Annotated in this window: 16 protein-coding genes; 15 read left to right on the forward strand and 1 reads right to left on the reverse strand. The window is 70.3% G+C overall.

The annotated features are described in order from the left end of the window. Positions 1-164 precede the first annotated feature (164 nt). The 12 genes from ACLQ27_RS00750 to ACLQ27_RS00805 all read left to right on the forward strand — a co-directional run bounded on the left by ACLQ27_RS00750 (position 165) and on the right by ACLQ27_RS00805 (position 12,092). Positions 165-1,217, forward strand: a complete 1,053-nt coding sequence (locus ACLQ27_RS00750) for an LLM class F420-dependent oxidoreductase (RefSeq protein ID WP_425865298.1) — start codon at positions 165-167, stop codon at positions 1,215-1,217. Continuing rightward, positions 1,214-2,050, forward strand: a complete 837-nt coding sequence (locus ACLQ27_RS00755) for an undecaprenyl-diphosphate phosphatase (RefSeq protein ID WP_357490193.1) — start codon at positions 1,214-1,216, stop codon at positions 2,048-2,050. Before ACLQ27_RS00750 ends, ACLQ27_RS00755 begins: the two co-directional genes overlap by 4 nt. A 174-nt stretch (positions 2,051-2,224) precedes the next feature. Next, positions 2,225-3,682, forward strand: a complete 1,458-nt coding sequence (locus tag ACLQ27_RS00760) for a sugar porter family MFS transporter (protein ID WP_425865299.1) — start codon at positions 2,225-2,227, stop codon at positions 3,680-3,682. Between the two features lie 173 nt (positions 3,683-3,855). Beyond that, positions 3,856-4,158 (forward strand): urease subunit gamma, encoded by a 303-nt coding sequence (locus tag ACLQ27_RS00765; protein WP_179778963.1) that lies wholly within the window; start codon positions 3,856-3,858, stop codon positions 4,156-4,158. Between the two features lie 44 nt (positions 4,159-4,202). Next, positions 4,203-4,664 carry an urease subunit beta gene (locus ACLQ27_RS00770; protein ID WP_425865300.1) on the forward strand — a complete coding sequence of 154 codons (462 nt, stop codon included), beginning with the start codon at positions 4,203-4,205 and terminating at the stop codon, positions 4,662-4,664. Between the two features lie 48 nt (positions 4,665-4,712). Continuing rightward, the gene (locus ACLQ27_RS00775; RefSeq protein WP_357490196.1) at positions 4,713-6,431 is read left to right on the forward strand and encodes an urease subunit alpha; all 1,719 of its coding nucleotides are present in this window, start codon (positions 4,713-4,715) and stop codon (positions 6,429-6,431) included. A 63-nt stretch (positions 6,432-6,494) separates the two neighbouring features. Further along, a complete protein-coding gene (ureE, locus tag ACLQ27_RS00780) occupies positions 6,495-7,058 on the forward strand; it encodes an urease accessory protein UreE (RefSeq protein WP_234582009.1) in 564 nt (187 codons plus the stop codon). Positions 7,059-7,080: 22 nt separating this feature from the next. Beyond that, complete coding sequence (locus ACLQ27_RS00785; RefSeq protein ID WP_357490198.1) at positions 7,081-7,758, forward strand: urease accessory protein UreF; 678 nt, start codon at positions 7,081-7,083, stop codon at positions 7,756-7,758. A gap of 60 nt (positions 7,759-7,818) precedes the next feature. Beyond that, on the forward strand, positions 7,819-8,448 hold the full coding sequence (gene ureG / locus ACLQ27_RS00790; protein WP_234582007.1) for an urease accessory protein UreG: 630 nt from the start codon (positions 7,819-7,821) through the stop codon (positions 8,446-8,448). After that, the gene (locus ACLQ27_RS00795; RefSeq protein ID WP_357490200.1) at positions 8,445-9,362 is read left to right on the forward strand and encodes an urease accessory protein UreD; all 918 of its coding nucleotides are present in this window, start codon (positions 8,445-8,447) and stop codon (positions 9,360-9,362) included. Before ureG ends, ACLQ27_RS00795 begins: the two co-directional genes overlap by 4 nt. A gap of 19 nt (positions 9,363-9,381) precedes the next feature. Continuing rightward, the gene (yut, locus tag ACLQ27_RS00800; RefSeq protein ID WP_425865301.1) at positions 9,382-10,407 is read left to right on the forward strand and encodes an urea transporter; all 1,026 of its coding nucleotides are present in this window, start codon (positions 9,382-9,384) and stop codon (positions 10,405-10,407) included. Between the two features lie 26 nt (positions 10,408-10,433). Further along, positions 10,434-12,092 (forward strand): ammonium transporter, encoded by a 1,659-nt coding sequence (locus tag ACLQ27_RS00805; protein ID WP_425865302.1) that lies wholly within the window; start codon positions 10,434-10,436, stop codon positions 12,090-12,092. Between the two features lie 2 nt (positions 12,093-12,094). Here the strand turns inward: ACLQ27_RS00805 and ACLQ27_RS00810 are convergent, their stop codons facing one another. Continuing rightward, on the reverse strand, positions 12,095-12,814 hold the full coding sequence (locus tag ACLQ27_RS00810; RefSeq protein ID WP_234582003.1) for a YoaK family protein: 720 nt from the start codon (positions 12,812-12,814) through the stop codon (positions 12,095-12,097). Between the two features lie 157 nt (positions 12,815-12,971). Between ACLQ27_RS00810 and ACLQ27_RS00815 the strand changes: the two genes are divergently transcribed. The 3 genes from ACLQ27_RS00815 (at position 12,972) to ACLQ27_RS00825 (ending at position 15,197) form a co-directional block, all read left to right on the forward strand. Further along, positions 12,972-13,685, forward strand: coding sequence for an MSMEG_4193 family putative phosphomutase (locus ACLQ27_RS00815; protein WP_425865303.1), 714 nt, complete (start codon positions 12,972-12,974; stop codon positions 13,683-13,685). A gap of 115 nt (positions 13,686-13,800) precedes the next feature. Further along, the gene (locus ACLQ27_RS00820) at positions 13,801-14,382 is read left to right on the forward strand and encodes a DUF3090 domain-containing protein (RefSeq protein WP_234582001.1); all 582 of its coding nucleotides are present in this window, start codon (positions 13,801-13,803) and stop codon (positions 14,380-14,382) included. Further along, positions 14,379-15,197: an SCO1664 family protein gene (locus ACLQ27_RS00825; protein ID WP_425865304.1), complete on the forward strand. Its 819-nt coding sequence runs from the start codon at positions 14,379-14,381 to the stop codon at positions 15,195-15,197. The genes ACLQ27_RS00820 and ACLQ27_RS00825 overlap by 4 nt, the downstream gene beginning before the upstream one ends. Positions 15,198-15,244: the final 47 nt, after the last annotated feature.

Consider the following 15,244-nt stretch of genomic DNA (forward strand, 5'->3'; position numbering starts at 1 on the left):
CCGCCACGGATATCCTCGCTCCCGTCATCTCTGCCGGTTCTGCCGGTTCCGCCTCCGGCGGACACCGTGACGGGCGGGGGATCATTGGCGGTGAGCCGGTGACAGGGTCCGTTTTCGGCATTGCGTAACCTGGTGCGACCTGTGCCACGGATGGGGGAGGACCAGTGCGACTCGGGCTCAACCTTGGATACCAGACAGCGTGGAGCACACCCGCCGACCACCTGGCGCTGGCCCAGGAGGCGGATCGCCTCGGCTACTCGGTGGTGTGGGCGGCGGAAGCCTACGGCTCCGACTCGCCGAGCACGCTCGCCTGGATCGCCGGCCAGACGCAGCGGATCGACGTGGGCTCGGCGGTGATGCAGATTCCCGCCCGTACGCCGGCCGCGACCGCGATGACCGCCGCCACCATCGACGCGCTCTCCGGCGGCCGGTTCCGGCTGGGCCTCGGCGTGTCCGGCCCGCAGGTCTCCGAGGGCTGGCACGGGGTGCGGTTCGCCAAGCCGCTGGGCCGGACCCGCGAGTTCGTCGACATCGTCAAGCTGGCCGTCGCCCGCAAGGAGGTGGCGTACGACGGCGAGCACTACACCCTGCCGCTGCCCGACGGTCCCGGCAAGGCGCTGCGGCTGAGCTTCCACCCACCCCGCGAACACATCCCGATCTACCTCGCCGCGGTCGGGCCGAAGAACCTGGAGTTGGCCGGCGAGATCGCCGACGGCTGGCTCGCCGTGTTCTACGCCCCGGAGTTCGCCGACGAGCACCTCGCCGCGGTGGCCGCCGGGCGGGCCAAGGTCGGCAAGGAACTGGCCGGCTTCGACGTGGTGCCCTCCGTGCCGGTCGTCGTCGGCGACGACGTGGCCTCCTGCGCCGAGCTGGTGCGCTGGTACGCCGCGCTCTACGTCGGCGGGATGGGCAGCCGCACGCAGAACTTCTACAACCAGCTCGCCACCCGGATGGGTTACGGCGACGCCGCGCGCGAGGTGCAGGACCTGTACCTGGCCAAGCGGCAGCGCGACGCGGCCGCCGCGGTGCCGATGGAGTTCATCGACCGCACCTCGCTGCTCGGCCCGAAGGAGCGCATCGCCGAACGGATGCGAGAGTACGCAGCCTCCGGCGTCACCACGCTGTCGGTGACCCTGTTCGTGGCCGACCGGGACAGTGGCGTGCAGACCCTGCGTACGGTCGCCGAGGCGCTCGACCTTTCCGGAGTCGGCGAGTGACCTGGATCGAGGCCATCGTCCTGGGCGTCGTCCAGGGGCTGACCGAGTTCCTGCCGGTCAGCTCGTCGGGGCATCTGCGGATCACCTCGGCGATCTTCTTCGACCGCGACGCGGGCGCGTCGTTCACCGCCGTCACCCAGCTCGGCACCGAGGCGGCCGTGCTGATCTACTTCGCGAAGGACATCTGGCGGATCACGCGTACCTGGCTGGTGGGGCTACGCGACAGGTCGGTGCGCTCCAGCCTCGACTACCGGATGGGCTGGTACGTGATCGTCGGCTCGATCCCGATCGGGCTGTTCGGTTTCGTGTTCAAGGACCAGATCAAGACCGCCGGACGCAACCTGTGGGTCGTGGCGACCACGCTGATCGTGTTCGCGTTCGTGTTGGCGTTCGCGGAGTACTGGGGGCGGCAGACCCGCACCCTGGAGAACTTCCGGATGAAGGACGGCATCGTGATGGGCTTCGCCCAGGCGATGGCGCTGGTCCCGGGCGTGTCCCGCTCCGGCGGCACGCTCACCGCGGGCCTGCTGCTCAACCTGACGCGGGAGGCGGCGGCGCGCTACTCGTTCCTGCTGGCCATCCCGGCGGTCGTGATGTCCGGCGTGTTCAGCCTCGGGGACGTCTTCGAACCGTCCGCTCCGGGCACGTCAGTGCCCACCGTGGCCCAGACGATCGTGGCCACCGTCATCGCGTTCGGTATCGGCTACGCGGCCATCGCCTGGCTGCTGCGCTACGTCGCCCACCACACCCTGTACGTCTTCGTGCTGTACCGGGTGGCGCTGGGCACCCTGGTCCTCGCTCTCCTGCTGACCGGCACGATCAGCGCCACCTGAGTCGACCGCGCCCGGCCCCCATCCCGCGCGTAAGGGGTGGGGGCCGGTCCCTGTCCACGGTCCGGCGAAACTGGTCGTTTCCCCCGTTGTGCACGCAAGCCCCTTAGCGCACCTATCCTGCTGATATCGGGCTGTCTCCCCGGGTGGGATCTGCTCGCGTCGGAGGGGGCGACAGTGACTGCCAGTGCTGGCCCGAAGCGCGGCCGGGGGCTGCCGCCGAGGCGCAACCTCGTCGCGGTCGTGTCGATCGTGGTGCTGTCCGGCGCGTTCTTCGGCTACGACCAGGGCATCATCAGCGGCGCGCTCCGCGACATTCGCCAGACCTTCCACGCGGACACCTTCGCCGTCGAGGTGGCGGCGAGCTGGGTGACGCCCGGGGCGTTGGTGGGTGCGTTGCTCGGTGGTCACCTCGCGGACCGGATCGGTCGGCGGGGGGCGCTCTGGGTCGCCGCCGCCACGTTCGCGGTGGGCACCGTCGTGCAGGCGGTGGCGCCGGTCATCGGGGTCATGTTCGGTGCGCGGTTGATCCTGGGGCTGGGCATCGGCGTGGCCTCGGTCGCCGGCCCGATGTACGCGGCGGAGGCCGCGCCGGAACGGATCCGCGGCAGTCTCCTGGCGATCTACCAGTTCTCCACCACGTTCGCCATCTTCATCGGCTACCTGGCGGACGAGCTGTTCGAGGCCGGCACCTCCTGGCGTTACCTGCTGGCGGCGGCCTCCCTGCTGGGCGTGGCCCTCGCTCTGGTCACCACGGTCATCCCGGACTCGGCGGTCTGGTACTTCGGACGGGGGGACCGACGCCGGGCGGAGGCATCCCTGCGGGCGACAGTGCCGCAGCCGAAGGTGCCCCAGCGGCTGCACGCCATCGAGGAGAGCCTCTCGGCCGGCAAGGCGGGGTGGCGGGAGGTGCTGTCGCCACAGTGGCGGCGTCCGCTGGTGCTCGGTGTCGGCATGGCGCTGTTCCAGCAACTGACCGGGATCAACGGGATCATCTACTACGCCGATGAGATCTTCTCGTCCGCCGGGTTCCACACCCCGCAGGCGCAACTGGCCGCGACCACCTGGGCGATCGGCGCTGTCGACTCACTCTTCACGCTTGTCGCTGTCGCCTTCCTGGATCGGCTCGGTCGCCGGCCGCTGCTGCTGGTCGGGCTCCTGGGCATGGCGGTCTCGCTCGTGGTGGTCAGTCTCAGCTTCGCCCGGATGGCCCCGGGGGCGCAGAGCGCCGGAGCGACCGGGCACCATCCCACCGACGCGGGCATCTTCCTGCTGATCGGCGTGGTCATGTTCGTGGCGTTCTACGCGATGTCCATCGGGCCCACCGCCTGGACGGTCATCAACGAGATCTTCCCGGGTCGCATCCGGGGCCGGTGCGTCGCGATCGCCTCCGCCACCCACTGGGGCACCGAGTACCTGATCACGCAGTTCTTCCTGAGCATGCTCGACGCCCTGGGAAGGTCGGGCGTGTTCGCGCTCTTCGCCGGCACCTGTGTGCTCGGCTTCGTGTTCGTCTGGCGGTACCTGCCGGAGACCAAGGGCAAGACCCTCGAACAGATTCAGCGGATGTGGCAGACCGACGCGCGTGCCCGCCGGCCGCACCGTCGCGACGACCGGTCGGCCGGTACGGCGTGATTCTCGGCTTCTGACCCGCGACGCAGGGGATCGGGCGTACGGTTCCGGTAAAGCCGTCCAAAACGGATTTAGTGGACAAATAAGTTCATTCGGGTGGAGCGTTGGTGCCCACCCGGGGCGAATCCGCTCGGCGGGCTGGCGGCTCCCGACCGACCGTCGCGAAGGACCAGGACGTGCATCTGACACCAAGGGAATTCGACAAGCTGACGATCCTCTCGATGGCCATCGTCGCCAACGCCCGCAAGGCCAGGGGGATCAAGCTGAACCACCCCGAGGCCGTGGCGGTGATCTGCGCCGCGGCCCTGGAGGGGGCCCGGGAGGGCAAGACCGTCGAAGAGGTCATGAACGACGCCCGCAGCACCCTCAGCGCCGACGACGTGATGCCGGGCGTGCCGGACATGCTGCCCATGATCCAGGTCGAGGCGGTCTTCACCGACGGCTCGCGCCTGGTCACCGTGCACTCACCGATCCGCTAGGCGCAGCCAGCCCAGAGGCGATCTCCAGGAAGGTGGAGCAGGAAATGGCCACGCAACATCCCGGCCCCAACTCGAAGCACGTGCGACCCATCGGGGGCTACGTGCTGAGCGATCAACCGCTGGAGCTGAACGCGGGGCGGCCCGTCACCGAGGTCGTCGTCCACAACACCGGTGACCGGCCGATCCAGATCGGCTCCCACTTCCACTTCTTCGAGGCCAACCGGATGCTCGCCTTCGACCGTGAGGCCGCCTTCGGCAGGCGGCTGAACATCCCGGCGACGACCTCCATCCGCTTCGAGCCGGGCGACAAGAAGACCGTCGAGCTCATCCCCTTCGGCGGGCAGCAGCGCGTCTACGGATTCAACGGCCTGGTGCAGGGGTGGAGCGGCAGCGAGTCGACCCCCAGTTACCGGCCGGACCGTACCGAGGCGATCCACAACGCCAAGACCCGGGGCTTCAAGTTCGCCCCGGAGCAGCAGGACGACCCCAAGGGCAAGAAGAAGTAGATCGATTAACCCGCAGGGCTGCGCGCCTCGGGCAGGAGAGATGATTCGATGAGCCAGATTTCCCGGCAAGAGTATTCCGGCATGTACGGCCCCACGACGGGTGACCAGATCAGGCTCGGCGACACCGACCTGTACATCGAGATCGAGAAGGACCTGCGGGTCCTCGGCGACGAGGTGATGTACGGCGGGGGCAAGACGCTGCGCGACGGCATGGGGGTCAACAACCAGTACACCAACGCGCAGGGTGGCCTGGATCTGGTCATCACCAACGTGACCATCCTCGACGCGACGCTCGGCGTGGTGAAGGCCGACGTCGGGGTCAAGGACGGCAAGATCGCCGGCATCGGCAAGGCCGGTAACCCGAACATCATGGACGGGGTCACCCCCGAGCTGGTGACCGGTCCGGGCACCGAGGCCATCTCCGGCGAGCACCTCATCCTGACCGCCGGGGGCATCGACACGCACGTGCACCTGGTGACCCCGCTGCAGGCGCAGGCCGCCCTGAGCAACGGCGTGACCACCCTGTGGGGCGGCGGCACCGGCCCGACCGACAGCACCAACGGCGTCACCATCACCCCCGGCCCCTGGAACATCCACGCGATGATGCGGGCCTTCGAGAGCATCCCGATCAACATCGGCCTGATGGCGAAGGGCAACAGCACCGGCCGCGCGCCGCTCGTGGAACAGATCATGGCCGGTGCGCCGAGCTTCAAGATCCATGAGGACTGGGGCGCCCCGCCGGCGGTGATCCGGGCCTGCCTGGACGTCGCCGACGAGTTCGACGTGCAGGTCAGCATCCACACCGACACTCTCAACGAGAGCGGATACCTCGAGGACAGCATCGCCGCGTTCGAGGGCCGGACGATCCACACGTTCCACACCGAGGGCGCCGGTGGAGGCCACGCGCCCGACGTCATCAAGGTCGCCGGCCAGATGAACGTGCTGCCCAGCTCGACCACGCCGACGGTGCCGTACGGCATCAACAGCCAGTCCGAGCTGTACGACATGATCATGGTCTGTCACAACTTCAACCCGCAGGTCCCCTCGGACGTGGCCTTCGTGGAGAGCCGGATCCGGACCGAGACGATCGCGGCCGAGGACGTCCTGCTCGACGAGGGCGTCATCTCGATGATGCAGAGCGACTCGCAGGCCATGGGGCGCGTCGGCGAGACCTGGCTGCGCACCATCCAGCTCGCCGGGCAGATGAAGACCGCCCGCGGCAAGCTCGCCGAGGACTCCAGCGCCAACGACAACTTCCGGGTGCTGCGGTACGTCGCCAAGATGACCATCAACCCGGCCATCACCCAGGGGATCTCGCACGTGCTGGGATCGGTCACGCCGGGCAAGATGGCCGACCTCGTGCTCTGGGAGCCGGCGTTCTTCGGGGCCAAGCCGAAGCTCGTGCTCAAGGGCGGCATGATCGCCTGGTCGATCATGGGTGACCCGAACGCGTCACTGCCGACACCGCAGCCGGTCTACTACCGGCCGTCGTTCGCCGCGTTCGGCAGCCAGCTGGCCAAGACCTGCGTGACCTTCGTGTCCCGGGCCGCGCACGAGGCCGGCATCGCCGAGCAGCTCGGCCTGCAACGGCAGGTCATGCCCGTGTACCGCACCCGAGGGCTCACGAAGCGGGACATGGTCCGCAACGACCGGCTTCCCAAGCTCGAGGTCGATCCGGAGACCTTCGCCGTGAAGATGGACGGCGTGCACGCGACGGTGCCGCCGGCCCGGAACCTGCCGCTGAGCCAGCTCTACTTCTTCAGCTGACCCCCCCGCCGGGACCGCCTCGTGGGTGGCTGGTCCCGGCACACCTACCGAAAGGAGAGGCCCGTGCTCGTCGAGACGGTGCTGGGCAACATGAACGAGCCGGACTGGACGCTCCGCCTGAAGGAAGCGCGCATCGACGACCTGGTCCTCGACCAGTGGGACGCCCAGAAGAGCCGCATCCGCAAGATGACCAGCTCCGGGGCCGAGTTGTCGGTCGCGCTCGCGCGTGGGGTCCGGTTGCGCGACGGCGACGTCCTGGCCTGGGACGACCTCACCGCCACGGCGGTGGTAGCCCGGGTGCAGCTGGGCGAGGTGATGGTGGTCCACCTCGACCAGCTGCGCGGCGAGTCGGCTGAGCTGCTCATCCGCTCGGCCGTCGAGCTGGGTCACGCCATCGGCAACCAGCACTGGCCCGCCGTGGTCAAGGGCACCAAGATGTACGTCCCGCTGACGGTGGACCGCAAGGTGATGGACTCGGTGATGCGCACCCACGCCTTCACCGGGATCACCCACGAGTTCGTGCCCGGCACCGAGGTCATCGCGTACCTCGCGCCGCACGAGTCGCGGCGGCTGTTCGGCGGCGCCGACTCGACGCCGCACTCCCATCTCCCCGCCGACCTCAACTGAGCGGGGCCGCACGGTGCGCACCATGGCCGAAACCCTGAAGCTGCTCCAGTTCGGCGACTCCGTCTTCCCGGTCGGCGCCTTCTCCTTCTCCAGCGGCCTGGAGATGGCCGTCGAGCACGGTGTCGTCCACGACCGGACGACCCTGCAGGACTACGTCCGGACGGTCACCCGGCTCGCCGCCACCGGGGACGGGGTCGCGCTGCTCGCCGGTCACCGGGCCGCCGGCGCGGGGGACCTCGACCGGATCCGGCGGGCCGACGAGGCCGTCCACCTCCGCAAGATCAACGAAGAGATGCGGACGATGTCCGTACGCATGGGACGCAAGCTGGCCGAAGCCGCGACCCGGATCGTCGGGGAGACCCTGCTCAAGAAGCGCCTCAGCGAGTCGGCCGGCGGCGTGCCGGTCACCTACCCGGTCGCGCTCGGGGTGGTCTTCGCCGACCTCGGCGTGCCCGAGGAGGACGCGTTCGCCGCCCACCAGTACGGCGCGGCCTCGACGGTGCTCAGCGCCGCCATCCGGTTGATGCGGGTCGACCATCTCGACGCGCAGTCGATCCTGTTCGCGGTCAACGAGAAGGTCACCGACGACTACCGCGACGTGCGCACGGCCGACCTCGACGACATGCAGACCTTCGGGCCGCACCTCGACGTCCTGGCCGCCGCGCACCAGCACGTCCACGTGCGGATGTTCATGAGCTGAGAGCCGAACATCCGCATTCTCCCGCACCTGAAACGCCTTTCGAGAAGGACAGGTCACATCATGAAGTCGGCAAGTCGTATCGGCGTCGGCGGCCCGGTGGGCAGCGGCAAGACCGCGATCATCGAGGCTGTCGTGCCCCGTTTCGTGGACAACGGACTGCGCGTACTGGTGATCACCAACGACGTCGTCACCACCGAGGACGCGAAGCACGTGCGCCGCGCCCTGACCGGGGTCCTGGTCGAGGAGCGGATCCTCGGAGTGGAGACCGGTGCCTGCCCACACACCGCAGTGCGGGAGGACCCGAGCATGAACCTGGCCGCGGTCGAGGACATGGAATCCCGCTTCCCGGACAGCGACGTCGTGCTCATCGAGAGCGGCGGGGACAACCTCACCCTGACGTTCAGCCCCGCGCTCGTCGACTTCTTCATCTACGTCATCGACGTGGCGGCCGGCGACAAGATCCCGCGCAAGAACGGTCCGGGGATCTCCAAGTCCGACATCCTCGTGATCAACAAGACCGACCTCGCCCCCTACGTGGAGGCGGACCTCGACGTCATGGCGCGCGACGCGGACCTGATGCGCAACGGCAAGCCCGTCGTGTTCACCAACTGCAAGACCGGCGAGGGCATCGACGAACTGGTGTCGCTGATCCGCCGCAACGCGCTCTTCGACGCCGAAGTGGTCGCATGATCACACTGGACAGCGCGCGGGAACTGGAGCCGTACCAGGACCAACCGGCCCAGTTGCCCGCGGCGTCCAACGGCAAGGTCGGCATCCTGCGCCTCGGGTTCGAGCGGCGCGGCGACCGGACGATCCTGCACGACCTCTACCGGCAGTCGCCCCTGCTCGTCCAGCGGGCCCTCTACTGGGACGAGGAGATGCCGCAGCTGCCCTGCGTCATGATCCTCACCACCTCCGGCGGTGTGCTCCAGGGCGACCGCCTGCACCTGGACGTCGACCTGGCGCCGGGCAGCCAGGCGCACCTGGTCACGCAGGCCGCCACCAAGATCCAGGAGATGGACGCGAACTACGGCTCGCAGATCCAGCGGTTCACCCTGGCCGAGGACACCTATCTCGAATACCTCCCGGAGCCGACGATCCCGTACCGGGGCAGCCGGTTCGTCACCGACACCGAGGTGCGGCTCCCGGAGAGCGCCACCATGCTCTACGGCGAGATCCTGCAACCCGGCCGGAAGTACTACCGCGACGGCGAACTCTTCGCGTACGACCTCTTCTCCTCCTGTCTGCGGGCCGAGCGTCCGGACGGCCGGCGGTTGTTCGTGGAGAAGTTCGTGGCGGCCCCCGGCCGGTTCCCGGTGGCGCGGCTCGGGGTCCTGGACCGCTTCCACATCTTCGGCAACGTCGTGCTGCTCACCAGCGCCGAGCGGGCCGCCCGCGTCTTCGAACGGACCGCGACGCCGGTCTGGGACGAGCAGACGCCGCTGGCCAGCGCCGTCAGTCGGCTGCCGAACGACGCCGGCCTCATGTTCAAGGTCCTGGGGCAGGAGACCGAGCCGGTTCGTGCCGCGGTCCGCGCCTTCTGCGTGGCCGCCCGTGAAGAGGTGACCGGCCGCACCTTCCCGCCGACGTTCAGCTGGCGATGACGCATCCGAGGAGAGTGTCGTGACGAGCGTGACCCAGGGCTGGGACAGGCTGAGTGACCGCAACCCGTTCCTCGGGTTCGTCGACGCCTGCCTGCGCGGGCCCGCGCAGGTCGTCCTGCAGAACAACCCGCTCACCGGCCTGCTCGTCCTCGTGGCGGTCGCCTGGGGGGCCGTCGAGAACGGGCAACCACGGATTTTCGGGGGAGCGGTCCTCGGCCTGGTTGTCGGCACCGCCACGGCCGTCGCCCTGCGGGTCGACGAGCCCTCGTTACGTAAGGGACTGTTCGGCTTCAGCCCGTTCCTGACCGGCATCGCCGTCCCGACGTTCCTCGACGACCGGCCGCTCATGTGGCTCTACCTGGTGCTCGGCGCGATCGCCACGACGGTGGTCACCCTGGCCCTGAACGCGATCTTCAAGACCTGGGGGCTGACCGCGTTCACCATGCCGTTCGTGCTGACCACCTGGGTCCTGCTGATGGCCGCCTACCAGTTCGACAGGTTCACCGTGCTCACCAAGCTGAAGCCCATGTTCCCCGGTGCGGGGCAACTGACCGGGGGCCGCTTCGACTGGGACCTGATCCCCACCTTCCTGCGCGGGGTGTCCCAGGTCTACCTGATCGACAGCTGGGTCACCGGTCTGCTCATCCTGGTCGCGTTGCTGGTCAACTCCCGCTGGTCGGCGCTGTTCGCGGTGATCGGCGCCGTCGGCGCGACCCTGCTGGCGCTCTGGTTCGGCGCCGACGCGTCCTCCCTGGACAAGGGCCTGTTCGGCTTCAACGCGGTGCTGACGGCGATCGCCGTGGGCGCGGTGCTGCACCGTCCCGGAGCGATGGTCACCCTCTACACCCTCTTCGGCATCGCGCTGACGCTCTTCGTCCAGCTGGCCCTGGCGACGGTCCTCACCCCGCTGGGCATTCCGGTGCTGACCGGGCCGTTCAACATCGCCACCTGGCTGCTGCTGCTGCCCAGGCGGCACTTCGCGCCGGTACCCAACCACGAACGCGTCAAGGAGTCCATCCTCACCGAGGTGAGACGCACCGTCTGACGTACCGAAAGGAGAGGTGAGCTCCCATGCTCGCTCAGGAAGCGGTGAACTCGGGCGACACCGCCTGGGTGCTCGTCTGCGCCGGCCTGGTGTTGTTCATGACTCCCGGCCTGGCCGCCTTCTACGGCGGGATGGTCCGCACCCGCAACGTGCTCGCCATGCTCCAGCAGAACATGATCGCGCTCGGCGTGGTCAGCCTGACCTGGGTCCTGGTGGGCTACACCATCGCCTTCGGTGACGACGCCGGCACCGGCCTCTTCGGCAACCTCGAACTCTTCGGCCTGACCGACCTCAGGGTGCCGCCCGCGCCCCACCTGCACGTCATCGCCGGTCAGGTGACCATACCGACCCTGGCGTTCGTCGCGTACCAGATGATGTTCGCGGTGATCACCCCCGCGCTCGTCACCGGCGCGACGGCGGGCCGGCTCAAGTTCGCCGGCTGGGTCGCGTTCCTGGCGATCTGGTCCATCGTGGTCTACGCACCGGTCGCGCACTGGCTCTGGCACCCCGACGGTTGGCTGGCCAGGTTCGGCGCCCAGGACTGGGCCGGTGGGATGGTCGTGCACGCCTCGGCGGGCGCCGCCGTGCTGGGCACGTTGCTGGTCGTCGGGCGCCGGCGCGGTTGGCCACGGACCGCCTCCCCGCCCAACTCGATCCCGCTGACCATCCTGGGCGCGGGCATCCTCTGGTTCGGCTGGTTCGGGTTCAACGGCGGCGACGGACTCCAGGCCAACGGTCTGGCCGCCCAGGCGCTGATCAACACCCATCTCGCGGCCGCCGCCGGAATGCTCGTCTGGCTGGTGGCGGAGCGGGTGAAGGACGGCCACAGCACCGTCGTGGGTGGCGTCTCCGGCGCGGTCGCGGGGCTCGCGACGGTCACCCCCGCCGCCGGGTACGTCAACACGGTGTCCGCCATCGCCATCGGCGCGATCGCCGGATTCGTCTGTCACTTCGCGCTGCGGTTGAAGTACCTGCTGCGGCTCGACGACGCGCTGGACGTCCTCGCGGTCCACTTCGTCGGCGGAATGCTCGGCTCGCTGCTGGTCGGCTTCTTCGGCGACAGCGGCGTCAACCCGCTCGGCAAGGACGGCCTGTTCTTCGGCGGCGGCGGATCCCTGCTGTGGCACCAGATCGTCGGCGTGGTCACCGTGGTGGCGTTCTCGTTCGTGCTCAGTTGGGCGATCGCCGCCGCGGTGCAGGCCGTGCTCGGGCTGCGTGCCCCCGCCGACGTGCAGGACAACCTCGACCACGCCCAACAGGACGCCGACGCCTACCACCTGGGCGGCGTGGCGGGTCTCAACGGCAGCGGGGCGCCGCAACGCCGCCAGCCGGGAGCGGGACGCGCCGCCGAACGGCCCACCCGGCCGGTCCAGAACGCCCGGCTGGTCACCGCGACGGTCAACCCGACGCTGCTGCCGACGACCCGGGAGCTTCGCGACGCCCTGGTCGGCGCGGGAGCCACCTCCATCGTGCTCTCCGACGCGACGGTCTCCACCGCCGAACCGACAGCCCGTTCGCTGCCCCGGGGCTACTGGCAGGACCAGGATCTCGTGGGCCGGGCCCGGGTCGAGGTGGTGGTGGAGCGCGAGGCGGTGCCCGCGGTGCTGGACGTGCTGGGTCGGTACGGCGCCGAGCGGTCGGACGGCTTCGTGCAGGACGTCCAGCTCGCGACCGACGTGCGCTGAGGTCAGGTGCGGGCCCGTCCGGAGCGGACCAGGAACGCGAGGGCGGACAGGCCCAGCGCTCCCCACGCCGGCACCCAGAGGGGTTGTTCCTGCGCCATCGTGCCGAGGCCACCACCGGCGGCGTAACAGGTCAGGGCCAGGAGCCCGAGGAAGGTGCCGTGGCGGGCCCGCCTCCTGCCGGTGTCCGGTCCGGCCAACCAACGACCGATGCGTTCACCGATCTTGTCCACCGTGCCGGACTGGTAGGTGATGGCGGTGGTGATCCCGGCGGTGCGGACGAACAGGGTCGCCAGGGCGCCCATGGCGAGACCGCCGGCGGCGGCCAGCGCGATCCGTGGCCACCCGCCGTGACGGCCGTAGTGCAGCAGGACGTTCAGCACCGCCCAGAGCGCCAGGGCGACCACGGCGCAGCCGAGGCCCCGGTAGGACGGCGACCATCGGCTCCGCGCCGCCCGTACCTGGGAGACCACGCCCGTCCCGGCGGCGAACGCGATCAGTGACGCCGCCGACTCGGGCCAGGCGGCGTGCCGCCCGGCCAGGCCGATGCCGAGCAGGACGGCGTTGCCCGACTGGTTGGCGACGAACGCGCCGTAGCGCAGGAACGCGAAGGCGTCCACGAAGCCGGCGATCCCGGTGGTGAGGGCGAGGACCAGCAGCGGGTACCGGAACTCCCGGGACGCGTCCTGCGGGTCCGACTGCTGTCCGGAGGTCGAGTCGCCCATCGCGTTCCCCACCTCCGGTAGCGCGGACCCGGACACGCCAGGCATCCCGTATTTTACGGTCACGCTGCTGCTTCATCCCCTTTTCGTCCAGCCCGACCGCAGCGGCCCGGACGCGCCCCCGCCCGACGGCGACGTCCGGTCGGGCGCAGGTCATAGGGTGGTCCCCGTGGCGACCCTTCTGCTTCTGCGACACGGCCGGACGACCGCGAACGCCGACGGCGGCCTGGCCGGCCGCCAGCCGGTCGAGTTGGACGAGACGGGCCGGGCCCAGGCGGCGGCGGTCGGCGAGCGCCTGCGGCGGGTGCCGCTGGCCGCGGTGGTGACCAGCCCGCTCATCCGGTGCCGGCAGACCCTGGAGCTGGCGCTGCCCGACGCCGCCCCGATCGTGGAGGACGGGTTGATCGAGTGTGGCTACGGAGCCTGGGAGGGGCAGCCACTGAAGAAGCTGGCGAAGGAGTCGCTCTGGCCGGTAGTCCAGCAGCACCCGAGCGCCGCGGTCTTCCCCGAGGGTGAGGCGATGGCGGCGATGGCCGCTCGGGCGGTCGCGGCGGTGCGGGCCTGGGATGCCCGGATCACTGCCGAGCACGGCCCGGAGGCGGTCTGGCTGGCGTGCAGCCACGGCGACGTGATCAAGGCGATCGTGGCCGACGCGCTCGGCGTACACCTTGATCTTTTTCAGCGGATCGTGGCCGACCCGGCGTCGGTGACGGCGATCCGGTACACCCCGCTGCGGCCGTTCCTGCTGCGGCTCAACGACACCGGTGGCGACCTGGGCGCACTGGCGCCGCCGCCCCGCAAGCGCCGCCGGGCGGCGGCGAGCGCGGCCGACTCCGACGCGCCGGTGGGCGGCGGCGCGGGGGCCGGCCGGTGAGCCGGCGTCCGCCACGCCCGGGTGCGAGGGGTGGTACGCCGGGCGTGGCGAGCAGCACGGTGATTAGGGTCGGTGGGGTGCGCGATGCCATGGCGGGCCGGATAGGGTCGTGGGTATGACCCACCAGGTGCACGCCTTCGAACCGCCGGAGCGGTTCGTCGCCGGGACCGTCGGGCCGCCGGGGGAGCGCACGTTCTTCCTGCAGGCCCGCGGCGGCGGCAGGCTGGTCAGCGTCGCGCTGGAGAAGGTCCAGGTGTCCCTGCTCGCCGAGAAGCTGGAGGAGCTGCTCACCGAGGCGCAGCGTCGCTTCGGGGTGGACCTGCCCGAGCTGGCGCCGGTGATCGGCGACAACGAGCCGCTGGACACTCCGGTCGACGAGGAGTTCCGGGTCGGGACCCTCGGGCTGGCCTTCGACGTGGACACCGCGACCGTGGTGATCGAGGCGATCGCCGCCGGCGAGGTGGAGCCCGAGGTCGAGCTGGGCGACGAGGACGACGAAGACGACGAGGACGAGGACGAGGAGCCGGACGAGGACCTGGACCGGCTCCGGGTCCGGCTCACCCCGCAGGCCACCCGCCAGTTCATCGAGCGGGCCCGGCGCGTGGTCAACGCGGGCCGGCCGCCGTGCCCCCTGTGCGGCCAGCCGTTGGATCCCGCCGGGCACCTGTGCCCGCGGCACAACGGTTACCACCGGTGACCTTGTCCGGCCTCGAACCCCTGCGCGACGGTGACGCCGCGCTGCGGCTGCTGCGCGACGGCACGCTCGACCTGGAGGGCCGGCTGGTCGACGCCTCGAACACCACCCTGCGGGGCATCCTGACCCTCGACGGCGTCACGGCCCGCTGTGTCTACAAGCCCGTGCGCGGCGAGCGGCCGCTGTGGGACTTCCCGGATGGCACCCTCGCCGGGCGGGAGGTGTCGGCGTTCCTGGTCTCCGACGCCACCGGCTGGGGCCTGGTGCCACCCACCGTGCTGCGTGACGGTCCGTTCGGCCCCGGCTCGTGCCAGCTCTGGATCGACGAGCCGGCCGACGCCGAGCCGCTCGTCGGGTTCGTGCCGGCCGACGAGCTGCCGCCCCGCTGGCACCCCATCGCGGCGGCGCGGGACGACGACGGCGTCGCGTACGCCCTCGCCCACGCCGACGACCCGCGGCTGGCCCGTCTCGCGGTGCTCGACGCGGTGATCAACAACGCGGACCGCAAGGGCGGCCACGTGCTGGTCGGCGCGGACGACCGGATCTACGGCGTGGACCACGGGGTGAGCTTCCACGTCGAGGGCAAGCTGCGGACGGTGCTGTGGGGCTGGGCGGGCAAGCAGTTGCCGCCGGACGCCGTGGAGATGCTCGACGGGCTCGCCGGGCAGGTCGCCGGGGCGCTCGGCGACGAGTTGGCCGATCACCTGACGATCAGCGAGATCGCCGAGTTGGCCACTCGCATCGACGTCCTGCGCAAGGCCGGGCGCTTCCCGCAGCCGCCGGAGGACTGGCCGGCGGTGCCCTGGCCGCCCATGTGACCCGCTGTCATCTTGATCACCCGTGGGGCGGCCCGGTGCCGCCTGAG

Origin of the sequence: Micromonospora sp. DT63, assembly GCF_049841615.1 — a bacterium.
Classification (GTDB): Bacteria; Actinomycetota; Actinomycetes; order Mycobacteriales; family Micromonosporaceae; genus Micromonospora.